Annotated in this window: 18 protein-coding genes; 4 read left to right on the forward strand and 14 right to left on the reverse strand. The window is 61.6% G+C overall.

The features are described from left to right. Positions 1–175 precede the first annotated feature (175 nt). The 7 genes from purU to M2497_RS29115 all read right to left on the reverse strand — a co-directional run bounded on the left by purU (position 176) and on the right by M2497_RS29115 (position 8,785). Positions 176–1,033, reverse strand: a complete 858-nt coding sequence (gene purU / locus M2497_RS29085) for a formyltetrahydrofolate deformylase (RefSeq protein WP_005792124.1) — start codon at positions 1,031–1,033, stop codon at positions 176–178. A gap of 176 nt (positions 1,034–1,209) precedes the next feature. Continuing rightward, entirely contained in the window at positions 1,210–1,842 is a 633-nt protein-coding gene (gene soxG / locus M2497_RS29090) for a sarcosine oxidase subunit gamma family protein (RefSeq protein ID WP_248484994.1), read from the reverse strand. A gap of 124 nt (positions 1,843–1,966) precedes the next feature. After that, positions 1,967–4,984, reverse strand: coding sequence for a sarcosine oxidase subunit alpha (locus M2497_RS29095; protein WP_248484995.1), 3,018 nt, complete (start codon positions 4,982–4,984; stop codon positions 1,967–1,969). Then, positions 4,981–5,283, reverse strand: coding sequence for a sarcosine oxidase subunit delta (locus tag M2497_RS29100; protein WP_010207083.1), 303 nt, complete (start codon positions 5,281–5,283; stop codon positions 4,981–4,983). Before M2497_RS29100 ends, M2497_RS29095 begins: the two co-directional genes overlap by 4 nt. Positions 5,284–5,298: 15 nt before the next feature. Continuing rightward, positions 5,299–6,549 (reverse strand): sarcosine oxidase subunit beta, encoded by a 1,251-nt coding sequence (locus M2497_RS29105; protein ID WP_010207084.1) that lies wholly within the window; start codon positions 6,547–6,549, stop codon positions 5,299–5,301. Positions 6,550–6,571: 22 nt separating this feature from the next. Then, positions 6,572–7,825, reverse strand: coding sequence for a serine hydroxymethyltransferase (gene glyA, locus M2497_RS29110; protein WP_248484996.1), 1,254 nt, complete (start codon positions 7,823–7,825; stop codon positions 6,572–6,574). A 237-nt stretch (positions 7,826–8,062) separates the two neighbouring features. Next, positions 8,063–8,785: a TraX family protein gene (locus M2497_RS29115; RefSeq protein WP_248484997.1), complete on the reverse strand. Its 723-nt coding sequence runs from the start codon at positions 8,783–8,785 to the stop codon at positions 8,063–8,065. A gap of 90 nt (positions 8,786–8,875) precedes the next feature. Between M2497_RS29115 and M2497_RS29120 the strand changes: the two genes are divergently transcribed. Continuing rightward, entirely contained in the window at positions 8,876–9,916 is a 1,041-nt protein-coding gene (locus M2497_RS29120) for a low specificity L-threonine aldolase (RefSeq protein WP_248484998.1), read from the forward strand. A 177-nt stretch (positions 9,917–10,093) separates the two neighbouring features. Then, a complete protein-coding gene (locus M2497_RS29125; protein ID WP_248484999.1) occupies positions 10,094–10,291 on the forward strand; it encodes a hypothetical protein in 198 nt (65 codons plus the stop codon). Between the two features lie 117 nt (positions 10,292–10,408). Here the strand turns inward: M2497_RS29125 and gbcB are convergent, their stop codons facing one another. After that, a complete protein-coding gene (gbcB, locus tag M2497_RS29130; protein WP_058426657.1) occupies positions 10,409–11,509 on the reverse strand; it encodes a glycine-betaine demethylase subunit GbcB in 1,101 nt (366 codons plus the stop codon). 281 nt (positions 11,510–11,790) lie between these two features. Here gbcB and gbcA point away from each other — a divergent pair, with 281 nt between their 5' ends. Then, entirely contained in the window at positions 11,791–13,086 is a 1,296-nt protein-coding gene (gbcA, locus tag M2497_RS29135) for a glycine-betaine demethylase subunit GbcA (RefSeq protein ID WP_058426656.1), read from the forward strand. An 814-nt stretch (positions 13,087–13,900) separates the two neighbouring features. Here the strand turns inward: gbcA and M2497_RS29140 are convergent. From M2497_RS29140 to M2497_RS29165, 6 genes are all read right to left on the reverse strand, one after another. Beyond that, positions 13,901–14,671: an electron transfer flavoprotein subunit beta gene (locus tag M2497_RS29140; protein WP_248485000.1), complete on the reverse strand. Its 771-nt coding sequence runs from the start codon at positions 14,669–14,671 to the stop codon at positions 13,901–13,903. A gap of 10 nt (positions 14,672–14,681) precedes the next feature. Next, positions 14,682–15,902, reverse strand: a complete 1,221-nt coding sequence (locus M2497_RS29145) for an electron transfer flavoprotein subunit alpha/FixB family protein (protein WP_248485001.1) — start codon at positions 15,900–15,902, stop codon at positions 14,682–14,684. After that, the gene (gene dgcB, locus M2497_RS29150; protein WP_248485002.1) at positions 15,902–17,845 is read right to left on the reverse strand and encodes a (Fe-S)-binding protein; all 1,944 of its coding nucleotides are present in this window, start codon (positions 17,843–17,845) and stop codon (positions 15,902–15,904) included. The genes M2497_RS29145 and dgcB overlap by 1 nt, the downstream gene beginning before the upstream one ends. 156 nt (positions 17,846–18,001) lie before the next feature. Continuing rightward, positions 18,002–20,062, reverse strand: a complete 2,061-nt coding sequence (gene dgcA / locus M2497_RS29155) for an NADH:flavin oxidoreductase (protein WP_248485003.1) — start codon at positions 20,060–20,062, stop codon at positions 18,002–18,004. Between the two features lie 15 nt (positions 20,063–20,077). Then, positions 20,078–20,608: a DUF5943 domain-containing protein gene (locus M2497_RS29160; RefSeq protein WP_008083165.1), complete on the reverse strand. Its 531-nt coding sequence runs from the start codon at positions 20,606–20,608 to the stop codon at positions 20,078–20,080. A 76-nt stretch (positions 20,609–20,684) separates the two neighbouring features. Beyond that, the gene (locus tag M2497_RS29165) at positions 20,685–21,662 is read right to left on the reverse strand and encodes a dipeptidase (protein WP_010207105.1); all 978 of its coding nucleotides are present in this window, start codon (positions 21,660–21,662) and stop codon (positions 20,685–20,687) included. A gap of 219 nt (positions 21,663–21,881) precedes the next feature. On the opposite strand from M2497_RS29165, the gene M2497_RS29170 reads away from it, so the two are divergent. Continuing rightward, entirely contained in the window at positions 21,882–22,283 is a 402-nt protein-coding gene (locus M2497_RS29170) for a lysozyme inhibitor LprI family protein (protein WP_071494402.1), read from the forward strand. The last annotated feature ends 1 nt before the right edge of the window (position 22,284 follow it).

Consider the following 22,284-nt stretch of genomic DNA (forward strand, 5'->3'; position numbering starts at 1 on the left):
TTTCACCTCGCTGTTGTTTTTATGGAACTGCGTTGCCCAGGGAGGCAGCGCGTTAAGTGCTCGGGTACAGATGCTGTTCTTGCGTTGTTAGTGAGGGCCTCATCGGGGGCAAGCCCCCTCCCACATTCGACCGCATTCCAAAGGTGGGAGGGGGCTTGCCCCCGATTGGCGCCAGTCAGAGCACCACCGTCCGATTGGCATTCAAAAACACCCGCCGCTCAATGTGATACCCCACCGCCCGGGCCAACGTCAGCCCTTCGATATCCCGCCCCTTGGCAATCAAGTCCTCGGGATAGTGGCTGTGGTCCACCACCTCCACGCCCTGGGCGATGATCGGGCCTTCGTCCAGGTCGTTGTTGATGTAATGCGCCGTAGCGCCTACCAGCTTTACACCCTTGTTGTACGCCTGGTGATACGGCTTGGCGCCCTTGAACCCCGGCAACAACGAGTGGTGAATATTGATGGCCTTGCCATCCAGCTTGCGGCACAGCTCCGGCGACAGCACTTGCATGTAGCGCGCAAGAATCACCAATTCGGCGCCGGTGTCTTCCACCACTTGCCACACCTGACGCTCCTGGGACGGTTTGTCGTTGGGGTCGAGGGGGAAATGGTAGTAGGGAATCTGGTGCCAGTCGGCCAACGGTTTCAGATCGGGGTGATTGGACACCACCGCGACCACGTCCATCGACAGCTGGCCGATGCGCTGGCGGTACAGCAGGTCGTTGAGGCAGTGATCGGCCTTGGAGACCATGATCACCACTTTTGGCCGGTAGTTCGGCGCCGTCAGCTCGAAGATCATGCCGAAGGCTTCACCCCGCGTGGCCAGGCCATCGCGGAACGCCTGCTCGTCAAAACCGTCGGGCTGGCGGAATTCCACGCGGATAAAGAACCGGCCCGAAAGCCGATCATCGAACGAGTGATGCTCAGTGACGTAGCAACCCTGTTCGAACAGGTAGCGGGTGACCGCGTCCACCGTGCCGAGCACGCTGGGGCAGTCGGCGGTCAAAATCCATGTATCGGGTGCGCGGCTCATAGTGCAATCCTCAGGCCCTTGTGGCGAGGGGGCTTGTCCCCCGTTGGGCTGCGAAGCAGCCCTTAAACCTGCTGCTCGGTTATTTCATGATAAATGCGCTGACTGTATTGGGACCGCTGCGCGCTCCAACGGGGGACAAGCCCCCTCGCCACAACAGCCCTCTTGTGCTCATTCAATCAGGCTTGGACGCTCAGGCCGAACTCGGCCGAGGCATCCTGCAACCACAACCACCAGTAGTCCGAGAAGCTGCGACGGATCAGCAGCTCCCAGGTGTCTTCAGCCGTGTGGCGGATCACCAGTTGCGACTTGGCGAACACCGTGCCCACTGCCTTGCCCACCGGGAAGTTGTTGGGGTGCACGTCGTAGCTGGTGGACTTCATCAGCACATCGCGCACGTTCGGGCCGCTGAGTTCGAGGATCTGCTGGCCGCCGCTGACATTGACGACCTGGATATGCAGGTCGCCCAGGGCGGCGCGCAGGTTTTGCTCGGCGGCGAATTCTTCACCGCTCGGCACGATCAGCAACCACTCATCCGGGCCGAGCCATTGCAGGCTGGTTTCGCCCTTGACGATCACTTGCAGGGCTCCCGGCAACTCGATGCCGACAGCTTTGTGCACGCCGGCGGCGAAGGCTGCGTCATGGCCGTCGCCACGAATAGTCAGGTGGCCCAGGAGTTTCTTTTCACGCACGGTCACACCGGCGTTCTTGCGGCCCTTGCCGACCAGGCTGGCGAGGTCGGCATGGTGCAGCGACGACTCGGCCTTGGCGCCGGAGGTGGGGCGTTGTTGGTAAACATTGGCTGCTGTCATAAAGCACCTGTTCTAAATGCTGTGGTGTCTGTTCTGGCCTCATCGGGGGCAAGCCCCCTCCCACAGGGGAATGCATTTCAACATGTGGGAGGGGGCTTGCCCCCGATACAGGCGACTCGATCCATCAGATGTTCTGGCGATCGCCTTTCGGGTCGAAGAACACCGAAGAAACAATCTCCGCCTCGATCACGCTGCCATCGGCCTGCGGTGAGAACACCCGCTCGCCGATACGCTTCAAGCCACCCTTCACCACCGCCATCGCGAACGAATAGCCGAGGGAGTTGTGGGCATAGCTTGAGGTGACGTGACCGACCATCTTCATCGGGATCGACTGCTTCGGATCAAACACCAGTTGCGCGCCTTCCGGCAGCCACACCTTCGGATCGACCGGCTTCAAGCCCACCAGTTGCTTACGCTCTTCACGCACGCAGTCTTCACGGTTCATGCCGCGCCAGCCGATCCACGAGAACGGTTTAGTGCGGCCCACACACCAGCCCATGTTCAGGTCGTCCGGGGTCATCGAGCCGTCGGTGTCCTGGCCGACAATGATGAAGCCCTTCTCGGCCCGCAGCACGTGCATGGTCTCGGTGCCGTACGGCGTCAGGTTGTACTTCTTGCCGGCGTCGACAATTTTTTCCAGCACGCCCATGGCGTAGTCGGCCTGCACGTTGATTTCGTACGACAGCTCACCGGTAAACGAAATGCGGAACACCCGCGCCGGTACGCCGCCCACCAGGCCTTCCTTCCAGGTCATGAACGGAAAACCGTCCTTGTCCAGATCGATGTCGGTGACTTCGGCCAGCAGCTTGCGGCTGTTGGGGCCAGACAGCGTCATGGTCGCCCAGTGGTCGGTGACCGAGGTGAAGTACACCTTGAGGTCTGGCCATTCGGTCTGTTGGTAGATTTCCAGCCACTGCAGCACGCGTGCCGCGCCGCCAGTGGTGGTGGTCATCAGGAAGTGGTTGTCGGCCAGGCAGGCAGTCACGCCGTCGTCGAAGACCATGCCATCTTCCTTGCACATCAGGCCATAGCGCGCCTTGCCCACGTCGAGCTTGGTCCAGGCGTTGGTGTAGATGCGGTTGAGGAACTCCCGCGCGTCGGGGCCCTGGATGTCGATCTTGCCGAGGGTGGACGCGTCCAGCAGGCCGACGCTGTCGCGTACGGCCAGGCATTCGCGCTTGACTGCGGTGTGCAGGTCTTCACCGTTGCGTGGGAAGTACCACGGGCGTTTCCACTGGCCGACATCTTCAAACTCGGCGCCGTTCTTCACGTGCCAGGCGTGCAGCGCGGTGTAGCGCACCGGCTCGAAGATGTGCCCACAGTGACGGCCCGCTACCGCGCCAAAGGTGACCGGCGTGTAGTTGGGACGGAACATGGTGGTGCCCATCTGCGGGATGGTCACGTTCAGCGAACGGGCGGCAATGGCCAGGCCGTTGACGTTGCCCAGCTTGCCCTGGTCGGTACCGAAGCCCAGCGCGGTGTAGCGCTTGACGTGCTCGACCGACTCGAAACCTTCGCGGGTCGCCAGTTCGATGGCGGCGGCGGTCACGTCGTTCTGCAGGTCGACGAATTGCTTCGGCGCTCGTGCTGTGGGCTTGTCGTGTGGCACTTGGTAAATAGCCAAAGTCGGCTCTTCCAGGCGGCTCAAGGCTTTTGGCAAGGTACCTTCCACGGGCGCGAAACCGGCTTCGCTGGCAGCGCGCACGCCGCCTTCAAAACCATCCGCCAGGGAGTCGCCAAGGCCGTAGACGCCGTTGATGCCACCGACGCACACGCGTTTCTGCGGCGCTTCGCCCGGTACAAAACCGAGGATATCTTCACGCCAGGTCGGCTTGCCGCCCAGGTGCGAAGCCAGGTGGACCACCGGGCTGTAGCCGCCGGAGCTGGCTACCAGGTCACACTCCAGCCATTCACCTGGGCTGGTGACTTTATGCGCTTTCACATCGATCGCGGCCACGCGGGCGGCGGTCACGTGCTTGCTGCCACGGGCTTCGATCACGGCGCTGCCGGTGAGGATACGAATGCCTTTGGCGCGGGCCTCTTCCACCAGCGCACCACGTGGGTTGTGGCGCACATCGGCCACCGCCACCACTGCAAGGCCCGCATCGAGCCAGTCCAGCGCAACGCGGTAGGCGTGGTCGTTGTTGGTCGACAGCACCAGTTTCTTGCCGGGTGCCACGCCGTAGCGACGCACGTAAGTGGAGACCGCACCGGCCAGCATGTTGCCCGGCACGTCGTTGTTGCCGTACACCAGCGGACGCTCGCACGCACCGGTCGCCAGCACCACACGCTTGGCGCGCACCCGGTGGATACGCTGGCGCACCACGCCAATCGGCGCACGGTCACCGAGGTGGTCGGTGAGGCGTTCGTGAATGGTCAGGAAGTTATGGTCGTGGTAGCCGTTGACAGTGGCACGAGGCAGCAGCACCACGTCCGGCAGCGCTTTCAATTCAGCGATGACGCTGGCAACCCATTCAGCCGCTGGCTTGCCGTCGAGGCTTTCACGCGAATCCAGCAGCGAACCGCCGAACTCTTCCTGCTCATCGGCGAGGATCACGCGGGCACCGCTGCGGGCGGCGGCCAGTGCGGCAGCCAGGCCAGCAGGGCCGGCGCCGACGACCAGCACGTCACAGTGACGGTTGAAGTTGTCGTAGGTGTCCGGATCATTCTCGGTCGGCGAGCGGCCAAGACCGGCGGCCTTACGAATGTACTTCTCGTACGTCATCCAGAACGATTGCGGGTACATGAAGGTTTTGTAGTAGAAACCCGGCGGCATCAGCTTGCCGCCGACCTTGCCGAGGATGCCCATCACGTCATTGTTGACGTTCGGCCAGCCGTTGGTGCTGGTGGCGACCAGGCCCTGGTACAGCGCCTGTTGGGTGGCGCGCACGTTGGGAATCTGGGTGGCTTCGGTGGCGCCGATCTGCAGCACCGCGTTCGGCTCTTCGGCACCGGCGGCAAAGATACCGCGCGGGCGCGAGTACTTGAAGCTGCGGCCAATGATATCGACGCCGTTGGCCAACAGGGCTGCGGCCAATGTGTCGCCTTCAAAGCCTTTGTAGGTCTGGCCGTTGAAAGTAAACGTCAGGACTTTATTACGGTCGATCCGGCCACCGTTGGACAGGCGATTGGTCTGGCTCATACCTTCTCTCCAGAGGCCTTGGCGGTGAATTGTGGCTTCTCACCGATCTTGTAGGTTTCAAGAATTTCGTAGGTCAGTGTGTCGCGGGTCGCGTTGAAGTACTGGCGGCAACCGGCGGCATGAATCCACAGCTCGTGGTGCAGGCCACGGGGGTTGTCGCGGAAGAACATGTAGTCGCCCCACTCTTCATCGGTGCAGGCATTCGGGTCCAGCGGACGCGGGATGTGCGCTTGGCCGGACGCGTGGAATTCCTCTTCGGAGCGCAGTTCGCCACAGTGAGGACAGAAGATATGCAACATAGGGAATTTCTCCTGTTAGTGGGCGACGGCCGCAGCGCCGTGTTCGTCGATCAACGCACCGTTGTGGAAACGGTCGATGGAAAAAGGTGCCGCCAACGGGTGCATTTCACCCTTGGCCAGGCTGGCGGCAAACACGTTGCCTGAGCCCGGCGTGGCCTTGAAGCCACCGGTGCCCCAACCGCAGTTGAAGAACATGTTCGGCACGGGAGTCTTGGAGATGATCGGGCAGGCATCGGGCGTGGTGTCGACGATGCCGCCCCACTGGCGGTTCATGCGCACGCGGGACAGCACCGGGAACATCTCGACGATGGCCTGGATGGTGTGTTCGATCACCGGGTACGAACCGCGCTGGCCGTAGCCGTTGTAGCCGTCGATACCGGCGCCGATCACCAGGTCGCCCTTGTCGGACTGGCTGATGTAGCCGTGCACGGCGTTGGACATGATCACGCTGTCGATAATCGGCTTGATCGGCTCCGACACCAGCGCTTGCAGCGGGTGGGATTCGATCGGCAGGCGGAAGCCGGCGAGCGAAGCCATGTGCCCGGAGTTGCCGGCGGTGACCACACCGACGCGCTTGGCGCCGATGAAGCCCTTGTTGGTTTCCACGCCGATGCACACGCCGTTTTCCTTGCGGAAGCCGATCACTTCGGTCTGCTGGATCAAATCCACGCCCAATGCGTCGGCGGCACGCGCGAAGCCCCAGGCCACGGCATCGTGACGGGCCACGCCACCACGCCGTTGCACGGTGGCGCCGAGCACCGGGTAGCGGGTGTTTTTCGAGCAGTCGAGGTACGGGATCTCGTCGGCCACTTGCTTGGCGTTGAGCAGTTCGCCGTCCACGCCGTTGAGGCGGTTGGCGCTGACGCGGCGCTCGGAATCACGGATGTCCTGCAAGGTGTGGCACAGGTTGTACACGCCACGCTGGGAGAACATCACGTTGTAGTTGAGGTCCTGGGACAGACCCTCCCACAGTTTCATCGCGTGCTCGTACAGGTGCGCCGACTCGTCCCACAGGTAGTTGGAACGCACGATGGTGGTGTTGCGCGCGGTGTTACCGCCGCCCAGCCAGCCTTTCTCGACCACGGCCACGTTGGTGATGCCGTGCTCTTTGGCCAGGTAATAGGCGGTCGCCAGACCATGCCCGCCGCCGCCGACGATGACCACGTCGTAGACCTTCTTGGGGGTCGGCGTGCGCCACATCTTCTGCCAGTTTTCGTGGTGGCTGAGGGAGTGCTTGAAGAGGCCGAAGCCCGAGTAGCGTTGCATAGTCATTACTCCAAAACCGCGCTCAGCGATAAACCGGGAAATCAGCGCACAGGGCAGACACGTGCTTGGCCACGTTGGCCTCGACATCGGCGTCGCCGAGGTTGTCGAGGATGTCGCAGATCCAGCCGGCCAGTTCGATGCACTGCGGCACTTTGAAACCACGCGTGGTCACCGCCGGGGTGCCGATGCGCAGGCCCGAGGTCACGAACGGCGACTGCGGGTCATTCGGCACGGCGTTCTTGTTGACGGTGATGTGGGCGCGACCGAGGGCGGCGTCCGCCTCTTTGCCGGTGAGGCCCTGACGGATCAGGCTGACCAGGAACAGGTGGTTATCAGTGCCGCCGGACACTACATCGTAGCCGCGTTTGATAAACACGCTGGCCATGGCCTGGGCGTTGTCGATCACTTGTTGCTGGTAAGCCTTGAAGCCTGGCTCCAGCGCTTCCTTGAAGCACACGGCCTTGCCGGCGATGACGTGCATCAGCGGGCCGCCCTGGGCGCCGGGGAATACGGCGGCGTTGAGTTTCTTTTCAATTTCTTCGTTGGACTTGGCCAGGATCAGGCCGCCGCGAGGACCGCGCAGGGTCTTGTGGGTGGTGGTGGTGACCACATCGGCGTAGGGCAGCGGGTTCGGGTACAGGCCGGCGGCAACCAGGCCGGCGACGTGGGCCATGTCGACGAACAGCAGCGCGCCCACTTTGTCCGCGATCTGACGGAAGCGTGGGAAATCCAGGGTCTTGGAGTAGGCGGAGAAACCGGCCACGACCATTTTCGGCTTGTGTTCGACGGCCAGGCGCTCGACTTCGTCGTAGTCGATCAGGCCGGTGTCGGTGTTGATGCCGTACTGCACCGCGTTGTACAGCTTGCCCGAGGACGACACTTTGGCGCCGTGGGTCAAGTGACCGCCGTGGGCCAGGCTCATGCCCAGGATGGTGTCGCCGGCATTGATCAGCGCCAGGTACACCGCGCTGTTGGCGGACGAACCGGAGTGCGGCTGCACGTTGGCGTAATCGGCGCCGAACAGCTGCTTGGCGCGCTCGATGGCCAGGGCCTCGACTTTATCCACATGCTCGCAGCCGCCGTAGTAGCGCTTGCCCGGGTAGCCTTCGGCGTATTTGTTGGTGAGGCCGCTGCCTTGGGCTTCCATCACGCGTTTGCTGGTGTAGTTCTCCGACGCGATCAGCTCGATATGATCTTCCTGGCGCTGTTCCTCGGCATTCATGGCCGCCAGCAGTGCGTCGTCATATCCCTGGATCTGGTCTTGTTTGCTGAACATCGCGTCTCTCCCAGCCTTTCGTATTGTTGAGGCCCGTGCAGGGCCCTTTGATGCGATGGTAGGGCTGGCGCAGGCAGGTCAAATGCCTACGCACGCCACGCAAAGGTGCGTTTACGACATAGCGGGAACAACGCGGAAAAAATGTGGGAGGGGGCTTGCCCCCGATTGCGGAGCGTCAGCCACTGCATCTGCAAGCTGGCCCACCGCTATCGGGGGCAAGCCCCCTCCCACCAGGGTTTATACGATGATCTGGCGGATGAGTAGCAGCAGCAGGAAATGCAGGGGATAGAGGGTGTAGGCCCAGCGACGCATGGCGGGTGGCGAGATGTTTTTCCCATGTCGCAATAAGACCAAGCCTGCCAATGGCGCAATCAGGCACGCAGCCAACCCCAACAGCGCCACAGGCGTGCCGCTATCGAGCAGGATTTGCCATTGATTGGCGGCGACACAGACCAAACCTGGCAATACGCTGAAATACCATGGGCGACTGAACACCAATAGCATAGCCAGCGGCAGCAAGACCCCAAACAAACCGAACATCAACTGCGCGGAAAACACGGCCGCAATCGTGACGGCAATTAGCGCCAATCCTCGATCAAAAAGCGCCTTCTGCTGCCATCCTCGGGCAACCAGCAAACCCAGCGCCAGGGTTGGCAACACATTCAACGTATCGGCATCCTCGATTAACATCCGATACGGCACCTCGCTGATCACGCTGAACAGCAACAACCAGCCCAGGTAACTCCCGCTCACCGGCGCGTTTTTCGCCCGGTGCAAATTCGCCGCAATCGCCAGGCAAAACCACGGAAATGCCAGGCGCCCCGGCACATACAGGCCATCCAGGCTTAAACCGACATAGCGCAGGTGGTCCAGCACCATACTCAACAGCGCCAGCCACTTGAGCAGATCCAAGGCGCCATCGCGGACACGTCCGACAGGCATCGTTCCAGTACCGTGCATAATTCCCCAGTGACTTTGCATTTACAGAGCGTGCGCACCCGCGACAATCTTGGTTACAGTGCGCACCAACATCGACCACAGGAATGGGCCATGACCGACAAGAGCCAACAATTCGCCAGTGACAACTATTCCGGCATCTGCCCGGAAGCCTGGGCCGCCATGGAACAAGCCAACCAGGGCCATCAGCGTGCCTACGGCGATGATGAATGGACCCACCGCGCCGCAGACGGTTTCCGCAACTTGTTCGAAACCGACTGCGAAGTGTTCTTCGCCTTCAACGGCACCGCCGCCAACTCGCTCGCGCTGTCTTCGCTGTGCCAGAGCTACCATAGCGTGATTTGCTCGGAAACCGCCCACGTCGAAACCGACGAATGCGGCGCGCCGGAGTTTTTCTCCAACGGCTCCAAACTGCTCACCGCCCGCACCGAAAACGGCAAGCTGACCCCGGACTCGATCCGCGAGATCGCCCTCAAGCGCCAGGACATCCACTACCCCAAGCCACGCGTGGTCACCCTGACCCAAGCCACGGAAGTCGGCAGCGTTTACACCCCGGAAGAAATCCGCGCCATCAGCGTCACCTGCAAAGAGCTGGGCCTGAACCTGCACATGGACGGCGCACGCTTCTCCAACGCCTGCGCGTTCCTCGGCTGCTCGCCCGCCGACCTGACCTGGAAAGCTGGTGTGGACGTGCTGTGTTTTGGCGGAACCAAGAACGGCATGGCCGTGGGTGAAGCGATCCTGTTCTTCAACCACAAGCTCGCCGAGGACTTCGACTACCGCTGCAAACAGGCCGGGCAGTTGGCGTCGAAAATGCGCTTTCTTTCGGCCCCGTGGGTGGGCCTGCTGGAAAACGACGCCTGGCTCAAACACGCACGCCATGCCAACCACTGCGCGCAACTGCTGAGCAGCCTGGTGGCGGATATTCCCGGTGTGGAGTTGATGTTCCCGGTGCAGGCCAACGGCGTGTTCCTGCAACTGTCGGAGCCGGCTATCGCAGCGCTGACGGCCAAGGGCTGGCGTTTCTATACCTTCATCGGCAAAGGCGGCGCGCGCTTCATGTGTGCGTGGGATACCGAGGAAGAGCGTGTAAGAGAACTGGCGGCGGATATTCGGAAAGTGATGGAAGCCTGATGCCACGGGCATTTCAGCCCGATTTCAGAGACTGTTTGTACGTATTTCTGACAGTATCTATCTAGCCCCTGCCCTGGATAAGATCTCGTCACCCCGAACGCAACGGACGCGTTGTTTCGGGGCTGACTGCCTGCCGAATAGTCGGCTGGAAATGGAAATCCCACAGAGGGCAACATCATGGAAATTCAATGCTACACGACTGATTCTCAGCTTCGATCCGAGGCCAACGCCACCCTCGTCGGCCTGGACGACCTGAGGAAACTGGCGAATGTTGGTGACACTATCATCGAGCCTTCAAGGCTCTTTACCGTCACCGGTAAAGAGTTCGAAATGACAGCATCCGGTGCGTACATCATCAACCTGTTCGTGCGTTAACCACTGACTGTGGGAGGGGGGCTTGCCCCCGATGGCGGTGGGGCATTAACCAATGCGCTGACTGACACACTGCTATCGGGGGCAAGCCCCCTCCCACATTTAGACCGGCTTCGTTAGTCAGAACTCGATACGCACATCACCCTTCGGCACGCTGCAGCACGACAGGATGTAGCCTTCGGCCTCATCTTCCTCGGTAATCCCGCCGTTGTGGTCCATCTCGACCTCGCCGCCCAGCTTCAGTACCTTGCACGTCCCGCAGATACCCATGCCACAAGCTTTTGGAATCAACAGGCCAAGCTTGGCTGCTGCTGCGTGCACGGTTTCGCCCGGCGCCACGCGAATGCTCTTGCCCGACGCAATGAACTCCACCTGGTGCAGATCCGCCAGGTCGATTTCCGGTGCGTCGGCGGCCTGCTCGGCTTGCTCCACCGCATCCGCACGGGCCTCCGGCGGCGTGGCGCCGAAGGACTCCTCGTGATACCGCGTCATGTCGAAACCCGCCACTTCCAGCAGGCGCTTCACCGCGTTCATATACGGCGTAGGCCCGCAGCAGAACACTTCGCGCTCGAGGAAGTCCGGCACCATCAGTTCGAGCATCTTGTGGTTCAGGTAACCGCGATAACCGGCCCATGGCTCACCCAACCCGTGTTTCTCGCAGATCAGGTGCAGGCTGAAGTTGTCGATCCGCGACGCCATGTGCTCCAGCTCGCGGTGGTAAATGATGTCTTTGGGCGAGCGGGCGCTGTGGATAAACGTCATGTCGACGTTGGCGTTGGTGTCGTAGAACCAACGGGCCATGGACATCACCGGCGTGATGCCGACGCCGCCGCTGAGGTACAACACTTTCGGGCTAGGAAAGTCGATGGCATTGAACAGGCCCACCGGTCCGTGTACCGCGAGCTCCTGGCCCTCGTGCAACGTGTCATGCAGCCAGTTGGAAACCTTGCCGCCCGGCACGCGCTTGATGGTCACCGAGAAGCTGTACGGCACCGACGGTGAGCTGGAAATGGTGTAGGAGCGCATGATCGGCTGGCCTTCGATCTCCAACTCCAGGGTGACGAACTGCCCTGGCTTGAAGAAGAACAGGATCGGCTGGTCGGCCATAAAGCAAAAGGTGCGCACGTCCCAGGTTTCCTGGATGACTTTGACGCACCGGACGATGTGCCGACCATTGGCCCAGGTCTGGGTGGTTACCGGATTCAGGAAATTATTGGACATGTTGTTCTCCACCGCCGACGTCGGCCTTATGGTGGCGATTCTGCGTAACGCCGGAACCACCCATTTACCTATCTGCGACATTCACATACTTATCGCGACCAGCCCCCAACGACCTAGGGTTGCGCGTCGGGAACAGATTGGGCCATGTCGCCCATGGATAAGGTTCTGACGTTGCGCGGCCCCACACTCGCTCCCAACAACGACGCTTTCTTTATGCCTTGCGTAGTACAACCGTAGCCACTATTCGCCGGCCACACAGAATGGCCATGAGGACACACACGATGGACGTCACCGCAACCTTAAGCTTGGGCGATCCGCTGGAACCCGCACGCAAGGCCACCGCGCAGATGCTGCAAGAGCGCGAGCGCACTTTCTCGCTGCCGCAGCCGTTCTACTCTGATGAGCGACTGTTTGATATCGACATGCAGGAGATCTTCCAGAAAGAGTGGTTGATCGCCGGCATGACCTGCGAAATCCCCACCAAGGGCAACTACCTGACCCTGCAAGTGGGCAAAAACCCGATCATCGTGATCCGTGGCGCCGAAGGCGTGGTGCATGCGTTCCACAACGTGTGCCGCCACCGTGGTTCGCGCTTGTGCACCAGCGACAAGGGCAAGGTCGCCAAACTCGTATGCCACTACCATCAGTGGACCTACGAACTGGACGGTCGCCTGCTGTTCGCCGGCACCGAGATGGGCGCCGACTTCGACATGAAGCAGTACGGCCTCAAGCCAGTGAATGTGAAGACCGCCGGCGGCTACATCTTCATCAGCCTGGCCGAGAACCCGCCAGCCATCGATGACTTCCTGTCGACGCTGAACCACTACATGGAACCCTACGACATGGAGAACACCAAGGTGGCGGTGCAAACCACCTTGATGGAAAAAGCCAACTGGAAGCTGGTGCTGGAAAACAACCGTGAGTGCTACCACTGCAACGCATCGCACCCGGAACTGCTGAAAACCCTGCTGGAATGGGACGACGTCACCGACCCACGCGCCGACCAGGCGTTCAAGGACCATGTGGCCGCCTCCGCCGCCGCCTGGGATGCCGAGAAGATCCCTTACGCCCACGCCAGCTTCGGCCTGCGTAACCGCATCGTGCGCATGCCGCTGCTCAAGGGCACCGTATCGATGACCATGGACGGCAAGCAGGGCTGCGCCAAGCTCATGGGCCGCATCAAGAACCCGGACCTGGGCTCGATGCGCATCCTGCACCTGCCTCACTCGTGGAACCACTGCATGGGCGACCACATCATCGTGTTCACGGTGTGGCCGATCAGCGCCCAGGAAACCATGGTCACCACCAAGTGGCTGGTGCACAAGGACGCCGTGGAAGGCGTGGACTACGACGTAGCGCGCATGCGCGAAGTGTGGGACGCCACCAACGACCAGGACCGTCGCCTGGCCGAAGAGAACCAGCGCGGCATCAACTCCACCGCCTACCAGCCTGGCCCGTATTCCAAGACCTATGAGTTCGGCGTGGTGAACTTCGTGGATTGGTACAGCGAGCGCATGCTGAACAACCTGGGCGCAGCACCGGCACCGTACCTCAAAGGCGTGCCTGTACAGGGATAAACCGCTTTTTGTAGTGAGCGGGCTTGTCCCGCGTTGGGCGGCGCAGCCGCCCTGAAACCAGACACCGCGACCTGCCTGGCAGAGCGCGGTGTTTTTATTGGGGCGGCTGCGCCGCCCAGCGCGGGGCAAGCCCGCTCACTACAAATAATCTGCCCATGCCGCAAGCTGGGTATTTTTTGATCACTTCCTTGTAAGCCAGGTGTTACCTGGGCTGTGAAGCAGCACCAACATCTTATCCACAGAAACGCGCACAGACTTTGTGGGCAACTGTGCTGCGCACTGTGGAAAACTCGCCGTGACCCCAGGTAATTCGAGAATAGGCACAATCGATCATTTTTTGACCACACCGATCAAACCCTGTGTTTACGGGCCTTTTATCGGATAGCGAACATGTTATCCACATAACCGCCAACAGACTTTGGGGGCAACTTTTAATCCTTTGTGGAAAACCCAATAAAGACCATGAAAATCAAGGCTTCCACTGACATTTTCATGCCAAATGCGCGATTCTGGTCATATTTTAATCACCCCCACCAAAGCCTTTATTTATAAGGGCTAGAGCCGACAGCGAACATCTTATCCACAGAAGCGCCAACAGACTTTGGGGGCAACTCTGCATCGGAGAATCAGCTTGATCGGCGAAAAACCTGAATAAAAACCGTCAGTTAGCCTGGTTGTTTTTCGTACAGAGGGCTGGAGAGCTTGAAATACAAGGGGTGCGGACAGCCGCGAACAGGTTATCCACAAGTGGATCAACAGGGATTGTGGGTAAGAACCCTGTAGGAGGAGGCAAGCCCCCTTCTACAGTCTGGGTTCAGCGCACCACGCCTTCTTCGATGAGTAGCTTGAGAATGGCCTCTGCGCCCGCCTCAGGGCTCAGGCCTTTGAGCACCTGCCCACCACCGCCACTGGCCTTGGCCGTTGCAGCCTTCATACGGTCAGCGCCGCTTTTGGCCTTGATCACCTTGAGGCGCTTGGGCCGTGGCTTGGCCGGCTGCAACACCGCAGCATTGAACAACTCATCCTCTTCAATCTGGACGTCATGCGCCGCCAACTCGCCGCGCTGCGCCGGGCCGTAGGCGCTTTGCCGTGGCTTGGGCGCAGCGTTATCCACGGTCGCCAGGAACGGCAAACGCACCTTCAAGCGCCGCCGCTGACCACGGGGCAAGGCTTGCAGCACATGGGCCACGCCGCCCTCAATGGACTCCACCTGCGCCAGCCCGACGATCAGCGGCCAGCCCAGTTGCTCGGCCAGCAGGAACGGCAGCATGCCCGAGCCTTCACCGGTTTCGGCCTGGCTGCCGGCGAGCACCACCTGGGCACCGGCATCGCGCAGGTACTCGCTGAGCACCGGCAACGCATCGCTGCCCGCCGGTTGCTCCAGCACATGCAATTGCGGCAGGCCCATGCCCAGGTAGCTGCGCAAGGTCGGTTCGGCGATGTTGCCGGCGTGCAACACCTGCAACTTATCCCCCGCCATTTGCAGGCCCAGTTCCACGGCACGCGCATCCTGCTCGGCACGGCGCGGGCGCCCGGAGGTAGGGTGGGCGCCGATGGACACCAGGCTGATTACATTCGTGTTCATGACCATATCCTTAAGCTGCATCGCGCTTGGCGCCATTGCGGTAGGCCTCGACCGCTGCGATCAAGGCGTGCAGTATTGCGGCGCTTTCGCCGATCACCGACAGGTCGGCACGCTTGATCATGTCGCAGCCAGCGTCGAGGTTGATCGCCACCACCTTGTCGCAAGCACCGATGCCTTGCAGGTGCTGGATCGCCCCGGAAATACCCACGGCCACGTAGACCCGCGCCGTGACCCAGGTGCCGCTGGCGCCGACCTGGCGATCGCGCGCCATGAAGCCATCGTCCACCGCCACCCGCGAGGCGCCTTCGGTGGCGCCCAGGGCGGCGGCGGTCTGGTGGAACAGCGCCCAGTCCTTCACGCCGTTGCCGCCGGAGAAAATGAACTCTGCCTCGGCCATCGGAATCGCCGCCGGGTCCACCGCCACCGCGCCGAGGTCTTCGATGCGTGGCAGGCTGCGCGCCAGGGCTGTGGATAACTCTACGGGCAGCACTTCGTGACGGGTCTCGCTGACCGGGTCGGCACATTCGGCAGCCGCCAGGATCAAGCGCGGCAGTGGCCGAGCCAAGTCTTCCTGGCCAGCACCGGCACGGCCGATGCACTCGTCACCCTTGATCTGCCACACCCGCGTGGCCGGGCGCTCCTTGAGGCTGGCGGCAAAGCGCCGACCCAACTCGCCCCCCCCGCTGCGGCTGTCCGGCAGCAGCCAGTGGCGCGGGTTGAGCTGGTTATCCACAGCCCGCAGGCCCTGGACGCGTTGCTCCGGTGAATAACCGTCGAATGCATGGCCTTCCAGCACCAGCAAACGGTCGACACCCGCCGTGGCAAACGCACTTTCCTTGTGTTCACCAAACACCACCGCCAGCACCGCGCCGTCGCTGCCGGCCAGTTGCCGTGCCAGGCCAAGCAGGTCGCGGTCGTGACTGCTCAGGCGGCCGCCGACCATGTCCGGTACCACGTTGATGTAGAACGCGGGGGCTGCAATCTGATGCAGCGGCAATTGCACTTCCACCGCTGCCGTACGTTTGGCCGCACCGCCCTGCTGGGCGCCACTGCGGTCGATGCGCTTGATGCCGTTGGGGCCGATAAAACCGACGCCATGCACATTCTTGCGGATGACGCCGTTAGGCCCCATCCAGCTGTGCTGCACCGGTTGCATTGCCGCATGCAGCGGGTGCAGGCGGTTGCGGGCGATCCATTCGGCCCGTGGGTCGCGGCGGATAATGTCGCTCATCAGTGCACCTCCGCAGGTTCACGCTTGAGTGGGGCTTTGGCCGGTGCAGCGCCTTCCAGCAATGCGTCGGCCACCAGCTCGGCAATGTCCTTGATCAATGGGCGCGGCTCGACCACGCCTTCCAGCATCGCGGTGCATTGCGGGCAACCCACGGCCACCAGCTCGGCACCGGTTTCGCGGATGTCTTCCATGCGCATATCGGGGATACGTTGCTTGCCGGGAATGTCAGTGATCGGCGCACCGCCACCACCGCCGCAGCAGCGTGAACGGAAGCCCGAGCGTTGCATCTCCTTGACCTCGATGCCCAGCGCTCGCAGCACTTGGCGCGGCGCCTCGTATTCGCCGTTGTAGCGGCCCAGATAACAAGGGTCGTGATAGGTCACGCTGTTGCCTTTGTGCAGCCCCAGGTTCAGCGCGCCCTCACCGATCAACTCGGCCATGAAGGTGCTGTGGTGCTGCACCACGTAGTTGCCGTTGAAGGCGCCGTACTCGTTTTTCAGCACATGGAAGCTGTGCGGGTCGCAGGTGACGATGCGCTTGAAGCTGTACTTGGCCAGGGTCTGGATATTGCGCGAAGCCAGCAGTTGGAAGGTCGCTTCATCGCCCAGGCGCCGGGCGACGTCGCCGCTGTCGCGTTCTTCCAGGCCGAGCACGGCAAAGTCGACCTTGGCCGCTTTCAGCACTTTGACGAAGGCGCGCAAGGTGCGTTGGTTGCGCATGTCGAACGCGCCATCACCGACCCAGAACAGCACCTCGGCACTACCTTTTTCGCTAAGCAATGGCAGGTTCAAATCCGCCGCCCAGTTCAGGCGGCCACCCGGCGCGAAGCCGCCAGGGTTGTCGGTGGCGATCAGGTTTTCCAGGACTTCGGCGCCCTTGTTCGGCGTGGCGCCCTTTTCCAAGGTGAGGTGGCGGCGCATGTCGACGATGGCGTCTACGTGCTCGATCATCATCGGGCACTCTTCCACGCAGGCACGGCAGGTGGTGCACGACCACAGGGTCTCGGCGTCCACCAGGCCGTTGACGATCGGCTGGTGCGGGTTGCCGCCGTGCTCGCCCACGGGTTTGCCCGGATACGGGCTGCCGGCGAACCTGGCATCGGTGCCGCCAGCCAGGCCGACCACCATGTCCTGGATCAGCTTTTTCGGGTTCAGCGGCTGGCCGGCGGCGAACGCCGGGCACGCGGCTTCGCACTTGCCGCACTGCACGCAGGCGTCGAAACCGAGCAGTTGGTTCCAGGTGAAATCCTTGGGTTTCTCCACACCCAGGGGCGCAGTCTTGTCACTGAGGTCCAGCGGTTTCAACCCGGTGGAACGCCCACCGCCAAAACGCTCGGCGCGGCGGTGCCAGGCCAGGTGCAGGGCACCGGCAAAGGCGTGTTTCATCGGGCCGCCCCAGGTCATGCCGAAGAACATCTCGCTCACGCCCCATAACACGCCCACGCCCAGCAAAGCGGCGAGCAACCAGCCACCGAAGTCTGCTGGCAAAATCCCGGCCACCGGCAGGGTCACCAGGAAGAAGCTCACCGAGAACGCCATCAGGCTTTTCGGCAGGCGCATCCACGGGCCTTTCGACAGGCGCGACGGCGGGTTGCGCCGACGCAGATAGACGAAGGTGGCGCCGACAAACATCAGCACCGAGGCCAGCAGCAAGGCGTAGCCGAGGATACGGTTGTGCAGGCCGAAACCGTGGACCAGGATCGCCAGCAATGCCGACAGCACAAAGCCCAGTGCCGTGGCGACGTGAGTGTTGGCGATGTACTTGTCACGGGCGACCACGTGGTGCAGGTCGACCATGTAGCGCTTGGGCATGGCCAGCAGGCCGCCCAGCAGGTCGACTTTGGACGCGCGGCCACGGCGCCACATGTTCACCCGGCGCAGGGCGCCGAGGACGGCGAGGCCCAGGGCGGCAAACAAGAGAATAGGCAGCAAGGTGTTCAACATGGTGAAGCTCCCACAGACCACACAGGTCTACTGTGAAACCGGCCTTAATGTGGGAGGGGGCTTGCCCCCGATGGCAGTGGGTCAGCTACAGCTGTATCAACTGACACTAAGCCATCGGGGGCAAGCCCCCTCCCATATTTGACCGCGTTCACCTCATCAAAAGTCTTTGCAGAGGCGCAGGGCGTCGTAGATCGCAGCGTGGGTATTACGCTGCGCCACACAGTCGCCGATGCGGAACAGCAAGTACCCATCGCCCGTCTCGCTCAGGCACGGCTGCGGCTTGATCGCGAACAAGGCCTCGACGTCGATCTGGCCTTTGTTGCGCGAGCCTTCCTTGAGCGCGTAGTAGATGGCTTCATCCGGACGCACGCCGTTCTCCACCACCACCTGATCGACCACCCGCTCCTCTTTGGCGCCGGTGTATTCGTTCTCCAGCACCGCCACCAGCTTGTCGCCCTCGCGGTAGACCTTTTCCAGCATCATGTCGCCGGTCATGATCACTTCCTTGGGGTACATGCTGCGGTAGTAGGTCGGGAACGACGTACCGCCGATGGCCACGCCCGGCTTGATGTCGTCGGTGACGATCTCGACCTGGCTGCCTTTGTCCGCCAGGAAATCCGCCACCGACATACCGGTGAATTCGCAGATGGTGTCGTACACCAGCACGTTCTTGCCCGGCGCCACCTTGCCGTCGAGCACGTCCCAACTGCTCACCACCAAACCTTCGGCGGCGCCCCAGTGTTCGTTCTGCTCCACATTCGGGTGCCCGCCCACCGCCAGCACTACCACATCGGGGCGCAGGTCCAAGATGGTGTCGGCATCCGCCGCCACGCCCAGGCGCAGGTCGACTTTCAGGCGCGCCAGCTCCAGCTGATACCAGCGGGTGATGCCGGCGATCTGGTCACGCTGCGGCGCTTTCGAAGCGGTGGTGATCTGCCCACCGATAAATTCTTTCTTCTCCAGCAGGGTCACATCATGGCCACGTTCGGCGGCCACGCGCGCGGCTTCCATCCCGGCAGGACCGGCACCGACCACCACGACCTTGCGTTTGACGCCGGTGGTTTTTTCGATGATATGCGGCACGCCCATGTATTCACGGGAGGTCGCGGCGTTCTGGATGCACAGTACGTCCAGGCCCTGGTATTGGCGGTCGATGCAGTAGTTGGCGCCGACGCATTGCTTGATCTGGTCGATCTGGCCCATCTTGATCTTGGCGATCAGGTGCGGGTCGGCGATATGTGCACGGGTCATGCCGACCATGTCCACGTAACCGCCTTCCAAAATGCGCGTGGCCTGGTTCGGGTCCTTGATGTTCTGCGCGTGCAGCACCGGGACCTTGACCACTTCCTTGATACCGGCGGCCAGGTGCAAAAACGGCTCCGGTGGATAACTCATGTTGGGGATCACGTTGGCCAGGGTGTTGTGGGTGTCGCAACCCGAGCCCACCACGCCGATGAAATCGAGCATGCCGGTGTCGTCGTAATACTTGGCGATCTGCTTCATGTCCTCGTGGGACAAACCGTCCGGGTGGAACTCGTCACCGCACAGGCGCATGCCCACGCAGAAGTCGTCACCGACCTCGGCACGCACGGCCTTCAGCACTTCCAGGCCGAACTTCATGCGGCCTTCGAAGCTGCCGCCCCATTCGTCGGTCCGCTTGTTGACCCGCGGGCTCCAGAACTGGTCGATCATGTGCTGGTGCACGGCGGACAGTTCCACCCCGTCCAGGCCACCGGCCTTGGCGCGGCGCGCGGCCTGGGCGTAGTTGCCGATCACGCGCCAGATTTCTTCCGGTTCGATGGTCTTGCAGGTGGCGCGGTGCACCGGCTCACGCACGCCGGACGGCGACATCAGCGTCGGCCAGTTGAAGCCGTCCCAACGCGAGCGACGGCCCATGTGGGTAATCTGGATCATGATCTTGGCACCATGCTTGTGCATGGCGTCAGCCAGGTTCTGGAAGTGCGGGATGATGCGGTCGGTGGACAGGTTCACCGAGCTCCACCATTCCTGCGGGCTGTCGATGGCCACCACCGAGGAGCCACCGCAGATTGCCAGGCCGATACCGCCCTTGGCTTTCTCTTCGTAGTACTTCACATAGCGGTCAGTGGTCATCCCGCCGTCGGTGGCATACACCTCGGCGTGGGCGGTACTGAGCACGCGGTTGCGGATGGTCAGTTTGCCGATCTGGATCGGCTGGAACATTGCTTCGAAAGCCATGGCACGGTCCTCGGCTTACAACGGCTTGACGGTGAACAGGCCGTCATCGTGGCCCTCTTCGGAGCCTCCGTAGACTTGTTCGGCCACAGTGCGGATCTTGCTGCCACGGGCCTCAAGAATCTGGTCCATGGCACCGGCAAACCAGCCGGTGAACATGTAGTCGACCTTGCGCCCGACCTTGCCGTACACGTAGACGAACGCCGAGTGTTCGAGCTTGACGCTGGCGGTGCCTTTGTCGAGGTCGATGTCCTGGATCTTGAACAGGCCCCAGCCGCGTTGCGACAGGCGCTTCATGTAGTGCTCGAACACCGCGACGCCTTCCAGGCCGTGGCATTCGGCTTCTTTCTCGCACCAGTGCCAGGCGGACTTGTAGCCGGCCTTGTAGAGGATTTCGGCGTAAGCCTCGGCGCCCAGCACTTCTTCGATGCCCATGTGGTTGTTGACGAAGAAATGGCGCGGCACGTACAGCATCGGCAGGGCGTCGGAAGTCCAGACACCGGTTTCGCTGTCGACTTCGATAGGCAATTGCGGGGCGATCTTGGCCATGGAAACTTAACTCCAGAAAATTCTTGTGTAGTGCCCCGGCGCGGATGGCCGGGGAAGAAGATGCGGTGGCGGTGGCTTACTCGCCCCAGACGTCCTTGAGGACGTTGACCCAGTTCTCGCCCATGATCTTGCGCACCACACGCTCAGGGTGGCCGCGTTTGAGCAGGGTCTCGGTGAGGTTGGGGAACTCGCCCACGGTGCGGATGCCCAGCGGGTTGATGATCTTGCCGAAGCTGGTCAGGCGGCGTGCATAGCCCTTGTCATGGGTCAGCATTTCGAAGAAATCCTGGCCATGGCCCTGGGTGAAGTCGGTGCCGATGCCGATGGCGTCTTCGCCGACGATATTCATGGTGTATTCGATGGCTTCGGCGTAATCGTCGATGGTCGAATCGATGCCCTTGGCCAGGAACGGCGCGAACATGGTCACACCGACAAAACCACCGTGGTCGGCGATGAACTTCAGCTCTTCATCGGACTTGTTGCGCGGGTGTTCTTTAAGGCCGGACGGCAGGCAGTGGGAGTAACACACTGGCTTTTTCGATTCGAGGATGACTTCTTCGGACGTCTTGGAACCCACGTGGGACAGGTCACACATGATGCCGACGCGGTTCATCTCGGCGACGATCTCACGCCCGAAGCCCGACAGGCCGCCGTCGCGCTCGTAGCAACCGGTGCCGACCAGATTCTGGGTGTTGTAGCACATCTGCACCACGCCGACGCCGAGCTGCTTGAAGATCTCGACGTAGCCCAACTGGTCTTCAAACGCATGGGCGTTCTGGAAGCCGAAGATGATGCCGGTCTTGCCCTGCTCCTTGGCTTTACGGATGTCCGCGGTGGTCTTCACCGGGATCACCAGGTCGCTGTTCTCACGGATCAGGGTCTGGCTGGCCACGATATTGTTGATGGTGGCCTGGAACCCTTCCCACACCGACACCGTGCAGTTGGCGGCGGTGAGCCCCCCTTTGCGCATGTCCTCGAACAGGTCGCGGTTCCACTTGGCAATAATCAGCCCGTCGATAACGATGCTGTCGGCGTGCAATTCGGCTGGGCTCATCAGGCGTCCCCTTATTGGCGATTCATGCGCCGAATCGTCTGCCGGCGCTTTGGGGCCAGCATATGCCCAGGGGCCGACAGAGCCGGGTGCAAAAACGACAGGGGAATTGCCGAAAGCGTCAATCCGCGACAAAGGCTGTTAAGAGAGGTCTGACTCGCGGCTGTTCTTTGTCTTACGCTTGAGCCAGAATTCGGGCATTACCTGATATGAGACGGCGCAATGAAATCGATTTTCCTGGCTTTGGCACTAATCGCAACCGGCGTCCACGCGGCTGAAGACACCGACAGCACGCCGTGCGACGGCATCGAAAACGACAAGCAAACCCTGGAATGCGCCACCTATAACAAAACCACCGCCGAACAACTGCTCAAAGACAACTATCAAGGCCTGCTCGAACGCATGGCGTCGACCTACGGCAGCGACAAGACCAAGCTGGCGGACATTACCGCTCGTCTGAAGGATGCCCAGCAGAAGTGGGAAAAACTGCGTGATGCTGATTGTGCCGTGGACACCTTCCCGGCGGTGACCGGCACCAAGGCCTATGCGATTGCACAGAATGACTGCCTGGCACGGATGAGTGATGAGCGGTCGGAGTTTTTGGAGTCGATTGGGCAAGAGTGAC

This window comes from Pseudomonas sp. CYM-20-01 (assembly GCF_023169845.1).
Classification (GTDB): Bacteria; Pseudomonadota; Gammaproteobacteria; order Pseudomonadales; family Pseudomonadaceae; genus Aquipseudomonas; species Aquipseudomonas azotoformans.

Bases quoted from the DNA above. Each gene is read 5' to 3' on its own strand.
- glyA (WP_248484996.1), bottom strand. From the start codon at position 7,825: ATGTTCAGCAAACAAGACCAGATCCAGGGATATGACGACGCACTGCTG.
- M2497_RS29095 (WP_248484995.1), bottom strand. From the start codon at position 4,984: ATGAGCCAGACCAATCGCCTGTCCAACGGTGGCCGGATCGACCGTAAT.
- dgcB (WP_248485002.1), bottom strand. From the start codon at position 17,845: ATGTTGAACACCTTGCTGCCTATTCTCTTGTTTGCCGCCCTGGGCCTC.
- M2497_RS29100 (WP_010207083.1), bottom strand. From the start codon at position 5,283: ATGTTGCATATCTTCTGTCCTCACTGTGGCGAACTGCGCTCCGAAGAG.
- M2497_RS29170 (WP_071494402.1), top strand. From the start codon at position 21,882: ATGAAATCGATTTTCCTGGCTTTGGCACTAATCGCAACCGGCGTCCAC.
- M2497_RS29145 (WP_248485001.1), bottom strand. From the start codon at position 15,902: ATGAGCGACATTATCCGCCGCGACCCACGGGCCGAATGGATCGCCCGC.
- M2497_RS29140 (WP_248485000.1), bottom strand. From the start codon at position 14,671: ATGAACACGAATGTAATCAGCCTGGTGTCCATCGGCGCCCACCCTACC.
- dgcA (WP_248485003.1), bottom strand. From the start codon at position 20,062: ATGGCTTTCGAAGCAATGTTCCAGCCGATCCAGATCGGCAAACTGACC.
- purU (WP_005792124.1), bottom strand. From the start codon at position 1,033: ATGAGCCGCGCACCCGATACATGGATTTTGACCGCCGACTGCCCCAGC.
- gbcA (WP_058426656.1), top strand. From the start codon at position 11,791: ATGGACGTCACCGCAACCTTAAGCTTGGGCGATCCGCTGGAACCCGCA.
- soxG (WP_248484994.1), bottom strand. From the start codon at position 1,842: ATGACAGCAGCCAATGTTTACCAACAACGCCCCACCTCCGGCGCCAAG.
- M2497_RS29125 (WP_248484999.1), top strand. From the start codon at position 10,094: ATGGAAATTCAATGCTACACGACTGATTCTCAGCTTCGATCCGAGGCC.
- M2497_RS29165 (WP_010207105.1), bottom strand. From the start codon at position 21,662: ATGAGCCCAGCCGAATTGCACGCCGACAGCATCGTTATCGACGGGCTG.
- M2497_RS29105 (WP_010207084.1), bottom strand. From the start codon at position 6,549: ATGCAACGCTACTCGGGCTTCGGCCTCTTCAAGCACTCCCTCAGCCAC.
- M2497_RS29115 (WP_248484997.1), bottom strand. From the start codon at position 8,785: ATGCACGGTACTGGAACGATGCCTGTCGGACGTGTCCGCGATGGCGCC.
- M2497_RS29120 (WP_248484998.1), top strand. From the start codon at position 8,876: ATGACCGACAAGAGCCAACAATTCGCCAGTGACAACTATTCCGGCATC.
- M2497_RS29160 (WP_008083165.1), bottom strand. From the start codon at position 20,608: ATGGCCAAGATCGCCCCGCAATTGCCTATCGAAGTCGACAGCGAAACC.
- gbcB (WP_058426657.1), bottom strand. From the start codon at position 11,509: ATGTCCAATAATTTCCTGAATCCGGTAACCACCCAGACCTGGGCCAAT.